Origin of the sequence: Xanthobacter autotrophicus, from assembly GCF_005871085.1 — a bacterium.
Taxonomy (GTDB): Bacteria; Pseudomonadota; Alphaproteobacteria; order Rhizobiales; family Xanthobacteraceae; genus Xanthobacter; species Xanthobacter autotrophicus.
This window is the reverse complement of sequence record NZ_VAUP01000015.1, coordinates 680,339-693,836: the sequence shown is the minus strand read 5'-3', so window position 1 is coordinate 693,836 and position 13,498 is coordinate 680,339. Positions and strand designations below refer to the sequence as shown.

The following is a 13,498-nucleotide window of genomic DNA, read 5'->3' as shown; positions in this document are numbered from 1 at the left end:
CGCCGGCCGGCGTCATCACGGCGGGCATTGCTGCTTCGGCCATGATGCTCGCCATGAGTGCGCTGGTTCGGGCGGCACGGCGGCGGTGACCGGCGCGGTCAGGGCTGCACGCGGCCGGTTGGGCATGCCACGGGCGAGCTTTTCCGCATGGCGGATCTCGCTCAGTCCCCTGGGAAGCTTGGAGAGCAGGGCAACGAAGTTCCTCAGCTTCTGCCCTCCGGCCAGAGCGAAGTGGCGCAGGGCGTCGGCGAGCACGCGCTGTTTCAGGTTTGCCTTCTGGCCGGCGCCGGCGAGATAGGGGGTGAGGGTGGCGCGGGCCATCGCCAAGGTGGTGCATATGAGCACATGCTTCCAGGCCGGCCTCGCCCCGCCCGATCTTTCCGAGCCGGCAGCCCAGGTGTGCCCGCGCCGCGATTGATCGGGGCCGGCGCCAGATCGCCGTCCATTGGGTTTGGAAAGAATACGGCCCGCGACCTTGAAGATCGCGGGCCGGTGCGAGTCGCGTTTCCTCAGAACAGCCAGGCAAACGTGCCCTTGAAGCTGTTGTTCACTGCCTCGTTGGCGAGCTGACCCACATAGGTCACGTTCAGGCTGGCGACGGGGCTGAAGCGGACGCCAAGGCCGGCCTCCACAATCGCCGCGTTCTCGGCGATGGGCGCACCCTCCACCAGGAAGGGCGAGGAGCCGGCGGCGAAGGCAAGGCTCGCCGTCGGGTCCACGTCGCCGAAGGCATGCCGCCAGCCGAGGCCGACGAGGGCGCGCCAGGTGGCGCCACCGACCGCCACCTCGGTCGAAGCGCGCAGCCCGAGGGTGGTGAAGGTGGTGTCCGAATTGGAGGAGAAGCCCGTGAGGGCGGCGGCGCCCCAGGTCTCGTGGAAATCTCCTCCGCTCAGGTTCACGTAGGCGACGGCGGCGTAGGGCTCGAAGGCGAAGGCGCCCACGGCGATGTCGTAGCCGAGATCAGCGAAGACCTGAGCCGTGCCAAGGTCGGAGCCGGACTTCAACACCTCGGCAAAGCCCGGGAACGACACCCCGCGCGAGGTGGACACGTCGTTCCAAGTGTAGGCACCGCCGAGGCGAAGGGCAAAGGCGCCCAGATGACCGCCGGCATAGAGCGCGGCGGTGTGGTTGTCGCTGTCGGCGGAGGAGGCGCGGTCGTCCACGGTAATGGACGTTGCGGAGTAGCCGCCGGCGACGCCCACGCGCCAGTCCGACCCCAGGTGTGCGTCCGCCCCGATGAGGAAGCCGCCCGTGCTCTGGGAGGCGGTCGCCACGTTGCCGTCGTTCCAGGCGCGGCCGAAATTGCCGTAGCCCTGGGACCACAGGCTGTAGGCCGGCTCGGGCGTCGGCGCGAGCGCCTTGGTGATGGCTGCGCTGGCCGCGGATGGGGCCTTCCCGGTCGAGGCGTAGGACGCCACCAGGCCGCCGGTGGAGAGGGCGGCGCCCGCTCCGGTCGGCGCACCCGTCTGCGACCGCAGGCGTTCGATGAGGGTGTCTCGCACGTCCGCGCTGCGCTCGATCAGCACGCCGCGCGTCGCCGCATAGGCTTCTCCCGACAGGGCGTTGAACGCGGTGTTGGCGTCCGTGGCGCTGGACAGCTCGACCAGGGCATCCCATGCGCCGTTGCTGAAGCCCAGGGTATCGAGAGCCCGGGCCGTAGCTGCGGCATTCGGCGTCGCGGCCACGGAAGCGAAGGCCACGCCGTTGCGCTCCAGCGAGACAAAGGCGGCGGTGGCGTCATACGACAGGGCGGCGTCGAGGAAGAGCAGGTTCGGGTTGCCCTCCCAGGTCACGCTTTCGAAAGTGCCGGTGCGGCCGCCGGAGGCGGTCACGATGGCGTATCGCTGGCCGATCTCCCCGAAGTCCGCGCGGGTGGCGTAGACGTCGACCTTGCCGTCCAGCGCGGCGGTACCGGACACGGCGATGCGGTCTGCGCCGCCGCTCTGGAGGTCCACCTCGTAGGCGGCGCTGGCCTTCATCTTGAGGGTGCCGCCGACAGTGAGAATGCCGAGGCCATCGTCGCCGGGCGAGACCGCACCCGCGATCGTGGCGGAGCCGGTCTTGCCGGTGCCGATCAGGGCGGCGCCGCTGGCGACGTCGATGCTGCCGGCAAGCGAGCCGCCGTCGAGGTTGACGATGCCGCCGGCCACGCTGGTCGGTCCGGTGAAGGTATTTGCGCCCGACAAGGTGAAGACGCCGGGGCCGGCGACGACGAGCTCGCCCGGCTGCGCGCCGCCGTCCGCGATCACGCCACCGAACGTTCCGGAGCCGACCGTCAGCCTGCCACCCGACAGGTCGGAGCTGAGCTTTACGGTGCCGGTGCCGTTCAGGGTCGAAAGCGTCTGGGCATAGCCAGCAAGATCGAAGCTGCCGCCGGTCATCTTCAGGGTGGCGGCGGTGGCCAGTCGGTTGTCGGCCCCGAGCTGCAGCGTGCCGCCGGTGATGGTCACGTCCGGCGTGCTGATCTGGCCCTTGAGCAGGGTCACCCCCGTGGACTGGGTGACGGCGCCGGTGGCGCCGAGGTTGGCCGTGCTGTCGAGAAGGCCGCCTTGCAGCAGGTAGGTGGCGGCGGTGAGCGTGCCGGGGCCACCGGTGCTCGTCAGCGTGCCGCCGGTGAGGATGAGACCCTCCGACGTGATGGGAAGCCCGGTGAGGTCGAGCAGTTGCCCGGTCCCCGCCATCCAGATGGCGGCGTCGAACACCTCGATATCGATGATGTTCGAGATCCAGCGGCCCTGCTTCACGTCGCCCGGCACGATCAGGCGGAAATAGCCGCTGGACCCCAGCGAGAGGCCGGCCGCTCCGCCATTCAGGCTGTAGGCGACGATGTTCTGGTCGTTGCCGAAGCTCGGGCTGATCTCGGCGAGGGCGATCACGCCCTGGTAGCCGTCGCTGCCCGTCACCACCACGTAGTCACGCAGGATGTTGTTGTGGATCTGCGGGTTGGTGATGACGCCCGCGGTGTCGAGCAGCGTCCAGAGGGTAACGCCGGTATAGGTATTGGCGCCCACCGTCACACTTGTCGTTGGCAGCGCGGTGATGTTGGCGAGCGTATAGGTCGCCGGCGTGTTGACGAGGCCAGAGACCGTGAACGAGGTCGACACCCCGCCGGCATAGGTGCCGGTGAGGTAGGGAACGTGCAGGACCTGAACGCTCGACACATTCGAGACATAGCGGCCGCCGCGGGTGTCGCCGGGCGCGGTGGTCCGGGCGAAGCCGTCGGTGGTGAGGAGCGCCCCGTTGCTGGCATAGGCCATGAGCGGGACGTTAACCGAGCCGCCGAAAGCCGGATTGAGTTCGCCCGCCGAATAGACCACCTGGTAGCCGTCGCTTCCGGTCACCAGCACCACGTTGCGGATCACGTCGTTCTTGATGGCGGGATTGGTCTTGATCCCGGTTTCATCGTTCAGCAGCGTCCACAGCGGCACACCGGTGAAGGTGCCCGTGAAGCCCCCGCCGCCGGACGTGTAGGTCACGTTCTGGGTGGAGGCCGGCAGCGCCTCGAGGCTCGGCAGGTCGAAGCTCCGGGGATCGATCACCTGCCCGCTGACGGTAAAGCTGGTGGTCGGGTCCGCGGCCAGCGCCGGCGATGCCAGCGCGATGATCAGCGCCGCACCCGCGCGCGCGCCGGCCTTGGCTGATTTCCTGGCGCCGCGACCCCGCCGCGGGGGCCTAGCTTCCGCCGCTTTGCGAAAGCCGCAATGCTTCGCCCGGAGCTCCCGGGGGCTCCAATGTTCGTCTTTGAAATAGCTCATTGCGTCCCGCCCCTGCTTTGCAATCCAGCCCGTCCCCCGACGGTATGATGATTGAAAACCTATTCCCATATGGATATAACGAAATCCATGTTTGAGCATTTTGCAAGGGCTGATGAAGGGGGGCGCAGTGCGGCTTGAAGCCCATCGAAACAGCTCCGCCCAACCTCGCCATTATTCCCGTTGAAATATAACTGGGCTGTTCATTACGGAGGGTGGACGGCGGTTCGTCGCGGCAGCACCCTGATCCGCGGCTCTCCACAATGCCCGACCTGCTTGCGGTCGAGGGCACCGGCCCGCTCGACATCGTCGCGCTCGACGATGTCGCCTCAACCGTCGCCTTCTTCCTGCGGCCCGGGGGCGTCGGCTGGGTTGTGCTTGACCTCGTCGGGCCGGAGCATCCGTCCTTTGTCGATGTCATCCGCGCCTATCGCGCCTGGCTCGGATGCCTGTCCGATTCGCGGCTGCCGGCTTCTGCGAGCAGGTGAAACATCCAAATCAGGACATGCCGGAGATGGTCGCGAACCACGAAGGCCGGTACTCGCCGAAGGGCAAGGCCGCGCTGGCAGCACTCATTCTCAGCCGGGTGGAGACGCGACGCCGCCCGTTCCGCTTATCAGGCGAACCCACTGCTGATGATGGGCCAGCGGGGCACCGGCCGGGAAAATCCGTGCGGCCCCACGTTCGACAGGCAGGCAACTGGCCGCTCCAGAGGCCCGGCAGAAGCCACCGGCCTGAGCAAATTCAGCTGATTTTAGAATTACATATTGTGGTACAGGTGGGTGGGCTCGAACCACCGACCTCCGGTTCCACAGACCGGCGCTCTAACCAACTGAGCTACACCTGCATATCGCCGGAACCCGAGGCTCCAGCGGAGAGCGCGGAACCTACGCGCACGACCCGGCAATTTCAAGGGGCCGGATGGACGCAAATCACAGGGGATTTTTCGTCCCGTTGCTGGGTCTTGCCCATGTCTGGCCAGCCTGCGCGCCAGAGCCGCAGGGCGCCAATGTGCCATGGGGCGCAAGGTGAGGGAGGAGAGGGCAAGGCGCGAAGGCACAGCGGGACAGCAAGACCGCGCTGCGAGAGGGGCGGCAAGGAACAGCGCGAAACGGACGGCGCGCGGGCACCGTCAGTTAGGGCGCGTGAAGCCGGCATCCTCGGCAGTGAGCGTCGCCACTTTGGCGGTGATGGAGGCCCACGCGCGATGCTCCTCCATCTTGCCGCCAATCTCGAAGCTTTCGGCCATGCGTTGAGCGAAGTCCACGCCTTCGGGGCCGTACTGGTCGGCGATGATGAAGGCGGTCCGCCAGACGTCTTCTTCGGAAACCATGGGGCTCATTCCTTGCGCTGTGACCGCAACGGGGCCTGAAGCGTTTTCACGCGAAAATGGATACCGGTTCGCGTGAAGAAAAAAGCGCGAACTCGACTTCGAGAGCGGCTTCGCGGGTTCATGAAACGCGAAGCCGCCCGAAGTGGAATTGTCACAAATCCAACACCAGCAGGTCGCCTTTGGCACGCGACACGCAGGCCAGGAAATAGCCCTGTTCCTTCTCCTCGGGCTTCAGGCGCTTGTCGCGGTGGTCGATCTCGCCTTCCAGCACCTTCACTTTGCAGGTGCCGCAGGCGCCCTGCTCGCATGAAGTGGGCACCTTCACGCCGGCCTCCTCCAGCGCGGCGGTGACCGAGCGGTCGCCGGGGATCTTGATGACCTTGCCGGAGCTGGCGATCTTCACGTCGAACACCTTGTCCAGCAGCGGCGGGGGCGCCTTGGCGGTGAAGCGCTCCACATGGATGCGGTTGACGCCGTAGCCCTTCTGCTGGGCGTTGGCGATCACCGGATCAAGCCACCAGTCCACGCCGCACAGGAACAGATGGGTGTCGTCCGGCCGGTCGGCGAGCAGAGCTGCCGGGTTGAGGCGTGGCTCGGCGGCCTCGAAATAGAAGGTGGTGTTCTCGGCGAAGGTCGAGGCCTCGATGGTGGCGCGGAACGAGCCCGGCGAGCCGCCGGCGAACAGATAATGGAACTCGAACGGGATGTTCTTCGCCTTCAGGTGGTCGGCGATGGAGAGCACGGGCGTCGCGCCGATGCCGCGGGCGAACAGCAGGGCGCGCTTCACGTCGCGGGGCACCGCGAAGCGGTTGCGCGGCTCGCCCACCTGTAGGCGGTCGCCCTCGTTCACCTGCTGGAACAGGGCCTTGGAGCCGCCGCGGCTGTTGGCGTCCTTCCACACACCGATCACGTAGCGATGGCGCTCGCTGGCGCTGTTGCACAGGGAATACTGGCGCATGAGGCCACCGGGAATGGTCACGTCCACATGGGCGCCCGGCGTGAAGGGCGCCAGCTCGCCGCCCTCTGCGGGGACGAGTTCGAAGGAGACCATGTTCTCGGCCTCGACCGTCTTCTTGGCCACGACCACCGACTGCAGGGCTTCGTCCGACATTGCTGACCTCTTCATCCGCGCGGAACGCTGGTGACGAGCAACACGCAAGGTTGGGGCCAACTTCCCGCAGGTGCGGTGGCGTGCGGCATTCAGAAAGAAATGCCGCCGCCGACCACCAGCACCTGTCCGCTGACATAGTTGGATTCCGGCGCGCAGAAGAGATAGACGCCGTCGGCGGCTTCCTCCGGCGTGCCGGCGCGGCCCAGCGGAATGAGGCTGCGGAAGCCGTCCAGCACCTTGGGCGGCAGGCCGATGGCCACCTGGTTGCCCTCCACCGTGATGGAGGCTTTCGTCTCGGAGGCTGCCGTCATGCGGGTCTCGATGAGGCCGAAGGCGACGCAGTTCACATTCACCTTGAAGCGTCCCCACTCCTTCGACAGCGTCTTGGTGAGGCCGATGACGCCCGCCTTGGCGGAGGCATAATTGGCCTGGCCCATGTTGCCGCCGGTGCCGGCGATGGAGGAGATATTCACCACCTTGCGGAACACCTCGCGCCCCTCGGCCGCTTCCTGCGCCGCGCGGATGCGGATGGGCTCGGCGGCGGCCCGCAGGATCTGGAACGGCGCCTTCAGGTGCACGTCGAGGATGGCGTCGAACTGTGCGTCGCTCATCTTGCCGATCAGGCTGTCCCAGGTGTAGCCGGCATTGTTGACGATGATGTCGATGCCGTCGAACGCCGCGATGCCCTGATCGATGAAGCTCTGGGCGAAGCCCTCCGCCGTCACCGATCCGGGAACGGCGATGGCCTCGCCGCCCAGCGCCAGGATCTCGGCGCGGACGGCCTCCACTGGCTCGGAATCCAGATCGTTGAGGACGAGGCGGGCGCCTTCCCCCGCCAGTTTCAGGGCGATGGCCCGGCCGATGCCGCGGCCGGCCCCGGTCACATAGGCGACCTTGCCGGTAAGCTTCGTCATGACTGCGCCTTTCAAAGGTCCTGAAGGCCGAGCGCGAGGATCGCTGCGCCGGACAGTTTCTGTTCGCCGTTCTGGTCGCGGACGGCAAGGTCGAGGCGCATGCGCCGCTCACCCTCTGCCTCAAGCAGCTCCGCCACCGTGGCGGTGAGGGTGAGGCGGTCGCCAAGGCGGGTCATGGCGAGGAACCGCGTCGAGAAGGCGCGCAGGGCGGTGACCGGCGCGTTGGCCGTCAGCAGGCGGCCGAGGAAGGCCATCACGAACATGCCCTGGGCGAACACGTCCTTTTCGCCAGCGGCGTGGGCGAAATCGATGTCGATGTGGATGGGGTTGTGGTCGCCCGAGGCGCCGGCATAGAGCGCCAGCTGGGTGCGGGTGACCGGGGGAAGCTCCAGCGTGGCGAAGATGTCGCCGATCGCGAGGGCAGGGGCGTGCGTCATGGTTGCTTGCCCCTAGCCGTTGCGGATCACCAGGGTGGATTTCAGGTCGGCGACACGCCGGCCGGCCTCATCGTCCACGGAGGTCTCGCGCAGCACGAATTCCAGTGCGCCGTTCTTCTTGTCGTAGATGTCCGCCACCTTCTGGGTGAAGGTGAGCCGTTCGCCGGCGCACACCACCCGCTTATGGGCAAAGGATTGCTCGCCGTGCAGGAGGCGCGCGAAGTCGAGGCCAAGACGATTGAAAAACAAAAACGGGTCCGGCCCGTCCATCTCCAGGCAGAACAATTGCGTCGGCGGGAGGGGCAGGGAGGCATAGCCCGCCGCGTGGGCCGCCACCTCGTCGGTGAAAACGGGATTGGTCTCGCCGATGGTGCGGGCGAAGAAGCGGATGCGCCCCTTCTCCACCTCCACCGTGAACGGATCGAACACGTGGCCGATGAAGCTGCGGTCGATCATCGCGCGCCCCGGTCCGCCGTATAGAGCGTGACCACGCAGGCGCCGCCGAGGCCGAGATTGTGCTGGAGCGCCACCCGCGCGCCCTCCACCTGCCGCGCCTCCATGGTGCCGCGCAATTGGCCGGTCAGCTCGAAGCATTGCGCAAGGCCGGTTGCGCCCAGCGGATGGCCCTTGGAGAGCAGCCCGCCCGAGGGATTGGTGACCACCTTGCCGCCGTAGCTGTTGTCGCCGTCGAGGATGAACTTCTCAGCCCCGCCTTCCGGGCAGAATCCGAGGCCCTCATAGGTGATCAGCTCGTTGGCGGTGAAGCAGTCGTGCAGTTCGGCCACGTCCACATCGTCGGGGCCGAGGCCGGACTGGGCCCACACCGAAGCCGCCGCCGCGGCGGTCATGTCGTAGCCCACCACGCGCATCAGGTCCGGCTCGAAGCTGGAGGGAAAGTCCGTGGTCATGGTCTGGGCGGCGATGGTCACAGTGGTGTCGATGCCGTGGCGGCGCGCGAAGTCCGGCGTGCACAGGATGGCGGCCGCCGCGCCGCAGGTGGGCGGGCAGCATTGCAGGCGGGTGAGCAGGCGCGTCACCGGCGGTGAGGCCATCACCTCCTCCACGCTCACCTCCTTGCGGAAGATGGCGCGGGCATTGTGGACCGCATGCCGGCTCGCCTTGGCGCGGATGGCAGCGAAGGTGGTGTCCTTGGTGCCATACTTGTTCTGATGGGCGATGCCGGCGCCGCCGAACATCTTCGGCGCCATGGGCACGTCGCCGTCATAGGCCACGTCGGTGGTGACCTTTATGAAATCTTCCAGCGGCCCCGGCCGGTCCTTCCAGTGCTCCACGAGGGCGCCTGGCTGCATCTGCTCGAAGCCGAGCGCCAGCACGCACTCGGCCTGTCCCGACAGGATTGCATTGCGGGCCAGCCACAGGGCGGTGGAGCCGGTGGCGCAATTGTTGTTCACATTCACTACCGGGATGCCGGTGAGCCCCACGCCGTAGAGCGCCTTCTGGCCGCTGGTGGAATCGCCGTAGACGTAACCCACATAGGCCTGCTGGACCTTGGCGTAATCGATCCCAGCGTCGGCCAGCGCGCTGCGCACCGCCTCGCGCGCCAGCGCGACGTAGCTCGGGCTTTCGCTCGGCTTCACGAAGCGGGTCATGCCCACCCCGCCCACCACCACCTGTGCCATGCGTTTCCCCTGATTTTGATTGTATCGGCGGTGACGCGCGCCCTGCCCGAGTGCCGCGCCGCGTTTGTCCGATCTTGAGCAGTTTATCGGTTTGTCCGACAAATTATTCTTGCCATCCCTGGCCTTGTCAACACCATGAAAAGGCAGCGCCGCTTCAGTTTGAAAGGTCGCGGCGTCGATCACCCGGCATGGAAATCGTCTCTTGCCGGAGCGCGGCTATCGCTGCCTTTGGATCGCGGGGACAGACGCCGGACACGTCTGGTTTCTGCGGCGAGAGGAGGGGCGAGCGCACTCAGGCGGCGGGCGTGAAGTGGGCGGAGGCAGCCTCTTCCTGCGCCACCTCGCGGCGGGCGGCGTGATATTCCGCGATCAACTGGCGGCATAGCTCTGCGGCCGGCAGCACCTCCCGAACCGAGCCGACGCCCTGTCCGGCTGACCAAACGGTCTTCCAGGCCTTGGCCTCGCTGGCCATGTCCAGCCCGCCCTCGTGCTTCGGCTGGTCGAGGTCGATGCCGGCGGCGGCAAGGCTCTGGCGCAGGAAATTCGCCGGTATGCCGCTGACCTTGGGGGTGTAGACGATGTCGTCGGCATTCGCCGTCACCACCATCTCCTTCTGCGCGTCGGGCACCATGCATTCCCGCGTGGCGAGGAAGCGGGTGCCCAAATACGCCATGTCGGCGCCGAGCATGCGGGCGGCGGCGATGTGGCGGCCGGTGCTCATGGCGCCGGAGAGGACGATGGTGCCCGTGAAGAAGCTGGCGATCTCGGGGATGAGGGCGAACGGGCTCAAGGTGCCCGCATGGCCGCCGGCCCCCGCGCACACGGCGATGATGCCGTCCACGCCGGCCTCCGCCGCCTTGCGGGCGTGGCGCATGTTGATCACGTCGTGGAAGATGGCGCCGCCATAGCTGTGCACCGCATCCACTACCTCGGGCACCGCGCCGAGAGAGGTGATGACGAGCGGCACCTTGTGTTTCACCGTCAGCTCGATGTCGGCGGCCAGGCGCGGGTTGGACTTGTGGACGATGAGGTTGACCCCATAGGGCGCCGGGCGTTGGCCGGCCTGCGTCGCCGCGGCGAGCCGGTCCTCGATCTCGCCGAGCCAGGCCGCATAGGCGTCGCTGGTGCGCGCGTTGAGGGCCGGGAAGGTGCCCACGAGCCCACTGCGGCACACCTCCACCACCAGGTCGGGGCCGGAGGCGAGGAACATGGGCGAGGCGATGGCCGGGATGGCAAGGTCGCGGAACGCGGCAGGCAGGGCCATGGGGTGTCCTCCTTAATCGGGCGAGGCTCAGCGCTTGCGCCGGCGTCGTTCTGGGGTGCGGGGCGCGAGCCCCTGGATGAGAAAGTCGGCGGTCTGGCGGGCGATCTCGGCCGGCGCGAGGGGGCCGCCGGGCTTGTACCAATGGGCGATGGCGTTCAGCGCCCCGGCGATGGCGAAGGCAGCGGTGCGCACATCGCAGGGGGCGATGGAGCCATCCTCGATGCCGCTCTGGATCACGCCGCGCATGGCGCGGTCGATCTGCGATTTCAGGCGCCGCAGCTCGGCGCGGTTCTCGGGCGAGAGGGCGGTGTCCGGGGTACGGGTGATGCTCATGCCGAAATCCATGGTCATGGCCTCGGCATATTGCTCCATCAATGCCCTCAGCCGTTCGAGCCCGCTGGCGCTTGAGCCGGGAACCGGGGTTGCCGCCGCCTCGATCATCTCCAGCCCCATGCGGCAGCATTCGAACAGGACTTCATCCTTGCTGCGGAAGTAATGGTACAGGGTCGGCTTGGTGACATTCAGTTGCCGTGCCACGTCGTCCAGCGAGGTGGCGTGGAAGCCCTTTTCATTGAACAGCCGCGCCGCTGCCTTCAGCACCGCCTCGCGCTTGAGCGCCCGGTCGCGCCCGCGCTGGGCGGGAGAGCGCCAGGGCGAGGGATCCGCCAGCACGGCGTCGGTGGGTTTTGGGGGCGCCATCGCAGGGTCCGGCTCGGGAGGCGACAAGGGCAAAGGGATGCCAGTCGACCTGTCAGAAGGAATGTTACTCATGAGTAACATTTAGGTCAAGCGGATGCGCCTGCACCCCGCCATTTGCCCGCCGTCCCTGCGGTCCATCGGCCGCTCACGGCTCCAGCACCACCTTGCCCACGGTGCGCCGGCCGGCCAGCGCTTCCAGCGCCTCCGGCGCCTCAGCCAGCGGGAAGACGTCGCGGATGAGCGGGACGATGGCCCCGCTCCGGCGTAGCGCGAACAGTTCGTCGAACAGGACGCTTACCAACTCGGAATGATGCTGGCGGTAGGCGCCCCAATGGACACCCATGGCGGCGGCATTCTTCAACAGCAGCCAGTTGGAGGGCAGGTCCGCCACCGCCCCGCCCGCATAGGCCTTCGCCTTCAGCCGCTCGATCAGGTCGAGGGGATAGCGCCCCGCCTCCACCTCCCGGTGCCACTGGGTGTTGGCCGGCAGCACGTGCGCCGCCATGAAGTCGCTGACGCGGGTGCGCAGGTCCTCGACCTTTTCGGAACAGGCGAAATCCATCTGTTGTCTTCCCTGTTCCCGCAGGCGGGCCTCAGGCGGCGCCCGTGGTGATGAGTTCGACCGCGCGGCGCGGGCGGATGGCCATGGTGGGCATGTCCGCGATCACGCCCACATTGTTCTCGTCGATCCAGCGTCGGACGAGGGCACCGCCCCTGTCCGCTTCGTTCCACTCAATGGCGGACGCGAGGGCGGGGCCTTGCCCCATATGATCGGTGAAGACGCTGCTGGGATCGGTGAGCACACCAGCCGTGATGCGCGGCGCCGGCACCTGCGGGGCCGCAGTGGCCGCCGCCGGCTCGCCGCGCGGCGCCGACGAGACCTGTGCGAAATCGCTTCATCGCCAAGCATTCCTCCCCGCGGACGGCATTAACACCTCTCCGGGCGTCGCCATTTGTTTGTCAGACAATCCGATTGTCGATCTGTAATGTCGGGTGTCAAGCAGGGATGCGGCGCCGGTTCAGCGCGCCTGTCAGGCTGTCGAGCGAAGCTCCGTATGGAATTAGCTACGCCCACAAAGGCCGGGGATCGGTGCGAGATGAGAACATATTGCGAACTGAGAACAAAGCATGTACATGTGCGGTGTTCTCATTTCCCCTTGCACCAGCACCGGAGCGCGGCGATGACTCAGTCGACACTCAGACTCGTCGAAGGTTCTTCCATGGATAAGACCAAGGCGCTGGATGCCGCTCTCTCCCAGATTGAGCGGCATTTCGGCAAGGGCTCGATCATGCGGCTCGGCAAGGGCGGCAAGGCCTTGGAAATCGAGAGCATTCCCACCGGCTCGCTGGGGCTCGACATCGCCATCGGCATCGGCGGCCTGCCCAAGGGGCGCGTCGTCGAGATCTTCGGGCCGGAATCCTCCGGTAAGACCACGCTGGCGCTGCACACGGTCGCCGAAGCCCAGAAGCGCGGCGGCACCTGCGCCTTCATCGATGCCGAGCACGCCCTCGACCCCATCTATGCGCGCAAGCTGGGCGTCAATCTCGACGACCTGCTCATCTCCCAGCCCGACGCCGGCGAGCAGGCGCTGGAAATCGCCGACACGCTGGTGCGCTCGGGTGCCATCGACGTGCTGGTGGTTGATTCGGTGGCCGCTCTCACCCCGCGCGCCGAACTCGACGGCGAGATGGGCGACAGCCAGCCCGGCATGCAGGCGCGGCTCATGAGCCAGGCGCTGCGCAAGCTCACGGCCTCCATCTCCAAGTCCAACACCATGGTCATCTTCATCAACCAGATCCGGATGAAGATCGGCGTCATGTACGGTTCGCCGGAGACCACCACGGGCGGCAACGCGCTCAAATTCTATGCCTCGGTGCGGCTCGACATCCGTCGCATTGGCATGATCAAGGAGCGCGACGAGGTGGTGGGCAACCAGACCCGCGTGAAGGTGGTGAAGAACAAGCTCGCACCGCCCTTCAAGCAGGTGGAATTCGACATCATGTACGGCGAGGGGATCTCCAAGACCGGCGAGCTGCTCGATCTGGGCGTGAAGGCCGGCGTGGTGGAAAAGTCCGGCGCCTGGTTCTCCCACGACAGCCAGCGCCTGGGTCAGGGGCGTGAGAACGCGAAGACCTTCCTGAAGCAGAATCAGGAGATTGCCGGCCGCATCGAGGCGGCGATCCGCCAGAATGCCGGCCTCATCGCCGAGAAGATCCTCGCCGGGACACCGGAGGATGATGCCGACGGCGACTCGGCCGACGCCTGAGCCCTCTCGGCCAGGCGTTTCTGGACAAGCGGCGCACCCATCGCTAAACGAACCCGGTTCCGGCGGGCGTCATCGCGCTTC

General features: G+C 67.0%; 14 protein-coding genes and 1 tRNA gene. 2 read left to right on the top strand and 13 right to left on the bottom strand.

The genetic code is table 11. From position 1 onward, the window contains the following. Positions 1-15: 15 nt before the first annotated feature. Both FBQ73_RS22720 and FBQ73_RS08000 read right to left on the bottom strand, forming a co-directional pair. The gene (locus FBQ73_RS22720) at positions 16-321 is read right to left on the bottom strand and encodes a hypothetical protein (RefSeq protein WP_170218787.1); all 306 of its coding nucleotides are present in this window, start codon (positions 319-321) and stop codon (positions 16-18) included. Positions 322-509: 188 nt separating this feature from the next. Continuing rightward, positions 510-3,755, bottom strand: a complete 3,246-nt coding sequence (locus FBQ73_RS08000; RefSeq protein WP_170218786.1) for an autotransporter family protein — start codon at positions 3,753-3,755, stop codon at positions 510-512. A 260-nt stretch (positions 3,756-4,015) separates the two neighbouring features. Here FBQ73_RS08000 and FBQ73_RS07995 point away from each other — a divergent pair, with 260 nt between their 5' ends. Continuing rightward, positions 4,016-4,240: a Rossmann-fold NAD(P)-binding domain-containing protein gene (locus FBQ73_RS07995; protein WP_138398922.1), complete on the top strand. Its 225-nt coding sequence runs from the start codon at positions 4,016-4,018 to the stop codon at positions 4,238-4,240. Positions 4,241-4,522: 282 nt separating this feature from the next. On the opposite strand, the gene FBQ73_RS07990 is transcribed toward FBQ73_RS07995, so the two are convergent. The 11 genes from FBQ73_RS07990 to FBQ73_RS07940 all read right to left on the bottom strand — a co-directional run bounded on the left by FBQ73_RS07990 (position 4,523) and on the right by FBQ73_RS07940 (position 11,980). Further along, positions 4,523-4,599: transfer RNA gene (locus FBQ73_RS07990), tRNA-His, on the bottom strand. A gap of 285 nt (positions 4,600-4,884) precedes the next feature. Continuing rightward, positions 4,885-5,085 (bottom strand): hypothetical protein, encoded by a 201-nt coding sequence (locus FBQ73_RS07985; RefSeq protein ID WP_138398921.1) that lies wholly within the window; start codon positions 5,083-5,085, stop codon positions 4,885-4,887. A 151-nt stretch (positions 5,086-5,236) separates the two neighbouring features. Further along, positions 5,237-6,196 (bottom strand): PDR/VanB family oxidoreductase, encoded by a 960-nt coding sequence (locus tag FBQ73_RS07980; protein ID WP_138398920.1) that lies wholly within the window; start codon positions 6,194-6,196, stop codon positions 5,237-5,239. Positions 6,197-6,285: 89 nt separating this feature from the next. After that, positions 6,286-7,110: an SDR family NAD(P)-dependent oxidoreductase gene (locus FBQ73_RS07975; RefSeq protein WP_138398919.1), complete on the bottom strand. Its 825-nt coding sequence runs from the start codon at positions 7,108-7,110 to the stop codon at positions 6,286-6,288. 11 nt (positions 7,111-7,121) lie between these two features. Beyond that, positions 7,122-7,547, bottom strand: coding sequence for a MaoC/PaaZ C-terminal domain-containing protein (locus tag FBQ73_RS07970; protein WP_138398918.1), 426 nt, complete (start codon positions 7,545-7,547; stop codon positions 7,122-7,124). 12 nt (positions 7,548-7,559) lie between these two features. Further along, positions 7,560-8,003 carry a MaoC family dehydratase N-terminal domain-containing protein gene (locus tag FBQ73_RS07965; RefSeq protein WP_138398917.1) on the bottom strand — a complete coding sequence of 148 codons (444 nt, stop codon included), beginning with the start codon at positions 8,001-8,003 and terminating at the stop codon, positions 7,560-7,562. Then, positions 8,000-9,187: a lipid-transfer protein gene (locus FBQ73_RS07960; protein WP_138398916.1), complete on the bottom strand. Its 1,188-nt coding sequence runs from the start codon at positions 9,185-9,187 to the stop codon at positions 8,000-8,002. Before FBQ73_RS07960 ends, FBQ73_RS07965 begins: the two co-directional genes overlap by 4 nt. A gap of 292 nt (positions 9,188-9,479) precedes the next feature. Beyond that, positions 9,480-10,451 carry an NAD(P)H-dependent flavin oxidoreductase gene (locus FBQ73_RS07955; RefSeq protein ID WP_138398915.1) on the bottom strand — a complete coding sequence of 324 codons (972 nt, stop codon included), beginning with the start codon at positions 10,449-10,451 and terminating at the stop codon, positions 9,480-9,482. Positions 10,452-10,478: 27 nt separating this feature from the next. Then, positions 10,479-11,150 (bottom strand): TetR/AcrR family transcriptional regulator, encoded by a 672-nt coding sequence (locus tag FBQ73_RS07950; RefSeq protein WP_138398914.1) that lies wholly within the window; start codon positions 11,148-11,150, stop codon positions 10,479-10,481. A gap of 145 nt (positions 11,151-11,295) precedes the next feature. After that, positions 11,296-11,712 (bottom strand): zinc-binding dehydrogenase, encoded by a 417-nt coding sequence (locus FBQ73_RS23465; RefSeq protein ID WP_170218785.1) that lies wholly within the window; start codon positions 11,710-11,712, stop codon positions 11,296-11,298. A gap of 31 nt (positions 11,713-11,743) precedes the next feature. Next, a complete protein-coding gene (locus FBQ73_RS07940) occupies positions 11,744-11,980 on the bottom strand; it encodes a type 1 periplasmic-binding domain-containing protein (RefSeq protein ID WP_138398913.1) in 237 nt (78 codons plus the stop codon). 351 nt (positions 11,981-12,331) lie between these two features. Here FBQ73_RS07940 and recA point away from each other — a divergent pair, with 351 nt between their 5' ends. Continuing rightward, positions 12,332-13,417 carry a recombinase RecA gene (gene recA / locus FBQ73_RS07935; protein WP_210236699.1) on the top strand — a complete coding sequence of 362 codons (1,086 nt, stop codon included), beginning with the start codon at positions 12,332-12,334 and terminating at the stop codon, positions 13,415-13,417. Positions 13,418-13,498 lie beyond the last annotated feature (81 nt).

Excerpts from the sequence above, each read along its gene's own strand:
- FBQ73_RS22720 (WP_170218787.1), bottom strand. The coding sequence starts at position 321 with ATGGCCCGCGCCACCCTCACCCCCTATCTCGCCGGCGCCGGCCAGAAG.
- FBQ73_RS08000 (WP_170218786.1), bottom strand. The coding sequence starts at position 3,755 with ATGAGCTATTTCAAAGACGAACATTGGAGCCCCCGGGAGCTCCGGGCG.
- FBQ73_RS07995 (WP_138398922.1), top strand. The coding sequence starts at position 4,016 with ATGCCCGACCTGCTTGCGGTCGAGGGCACCGGCCCGCTCGACATCGTC.
- FBQ73_RS07985 (WP_138398921.1), bottom strand. The coding sequence starts at position 5,085 with ATGGTTTCCGAAGAAGACGTCTGGCGGACCGCCTTCATCATCGCCGAC.
- FBQ73_RS07980 (WP_138398920.1), bottom strand. The coding sequence starts at position 6,196 with ATGTCGGACGAAGCCCTGCAGTCGGTGGTCGTGGCCAAGAAGACGGTC.
- FBQ73_RS07975 (WP_138398919.1), bottom strand. The coding sequence starts at position 7,110 with ATGACGAAGCTTACCGGCAAGGTCGCCTATGTGACCGGGGCCGGCCGC.
- FBQ73_RS07970 (WP_138398918.1), bottom strand. The coding sequence starts at position 7,547 with ATGACGCACGCCCCTGCCCTCGCGATCGGCGACATCTTCGCCACGCTG.
- FBQ73_RS07965 (WP_138398917.1), bottom strand. The coding sequence starts at position 8,003 with ATGATCGACCGCAGCTTCATCGGCCACGTGTTCGATCCGTTCACGGTG.
- FBQ73_RS07960 (WP_138398916.1), bottom strand. The coding sequence starts at position 9,187 with ATGGCACAGGTGGTGGTGGGCGGGGTGGGCATGACCCGCTTCGTGAAG.
- FBQ73_RS07955 (WP_138398915.1), bottom strand. The coding sequence starts at position 10,451 with ATGGCCCTGCCTGCCGCGTTCCGCGACCTTGCCATCCCGGCCATCGCC.
- FBQ73_RS07950 (WP_138398914.1), bottom strand. The coding sequence starts at position 11,150 with ATGGCGCCCCCAAAACCCACCGACGCCGTGCTGGCGGATCCCTCGCCC.
- FBQ73_RS23465 (WP_170218785.1), bottom strand. The coding sequence starts at position 11,712 with ATGGATTTCGCCTGTTCCGAAAAGGTCGAGGACCTGCGCACCCGCGTC.
- recA (WP_210236699.1), top strand. The coding sequence starts at position 12,332 with ATGACTCAGTCGACACTCAGACTCGTCGAAGGTTCTTCCATGGATAAG.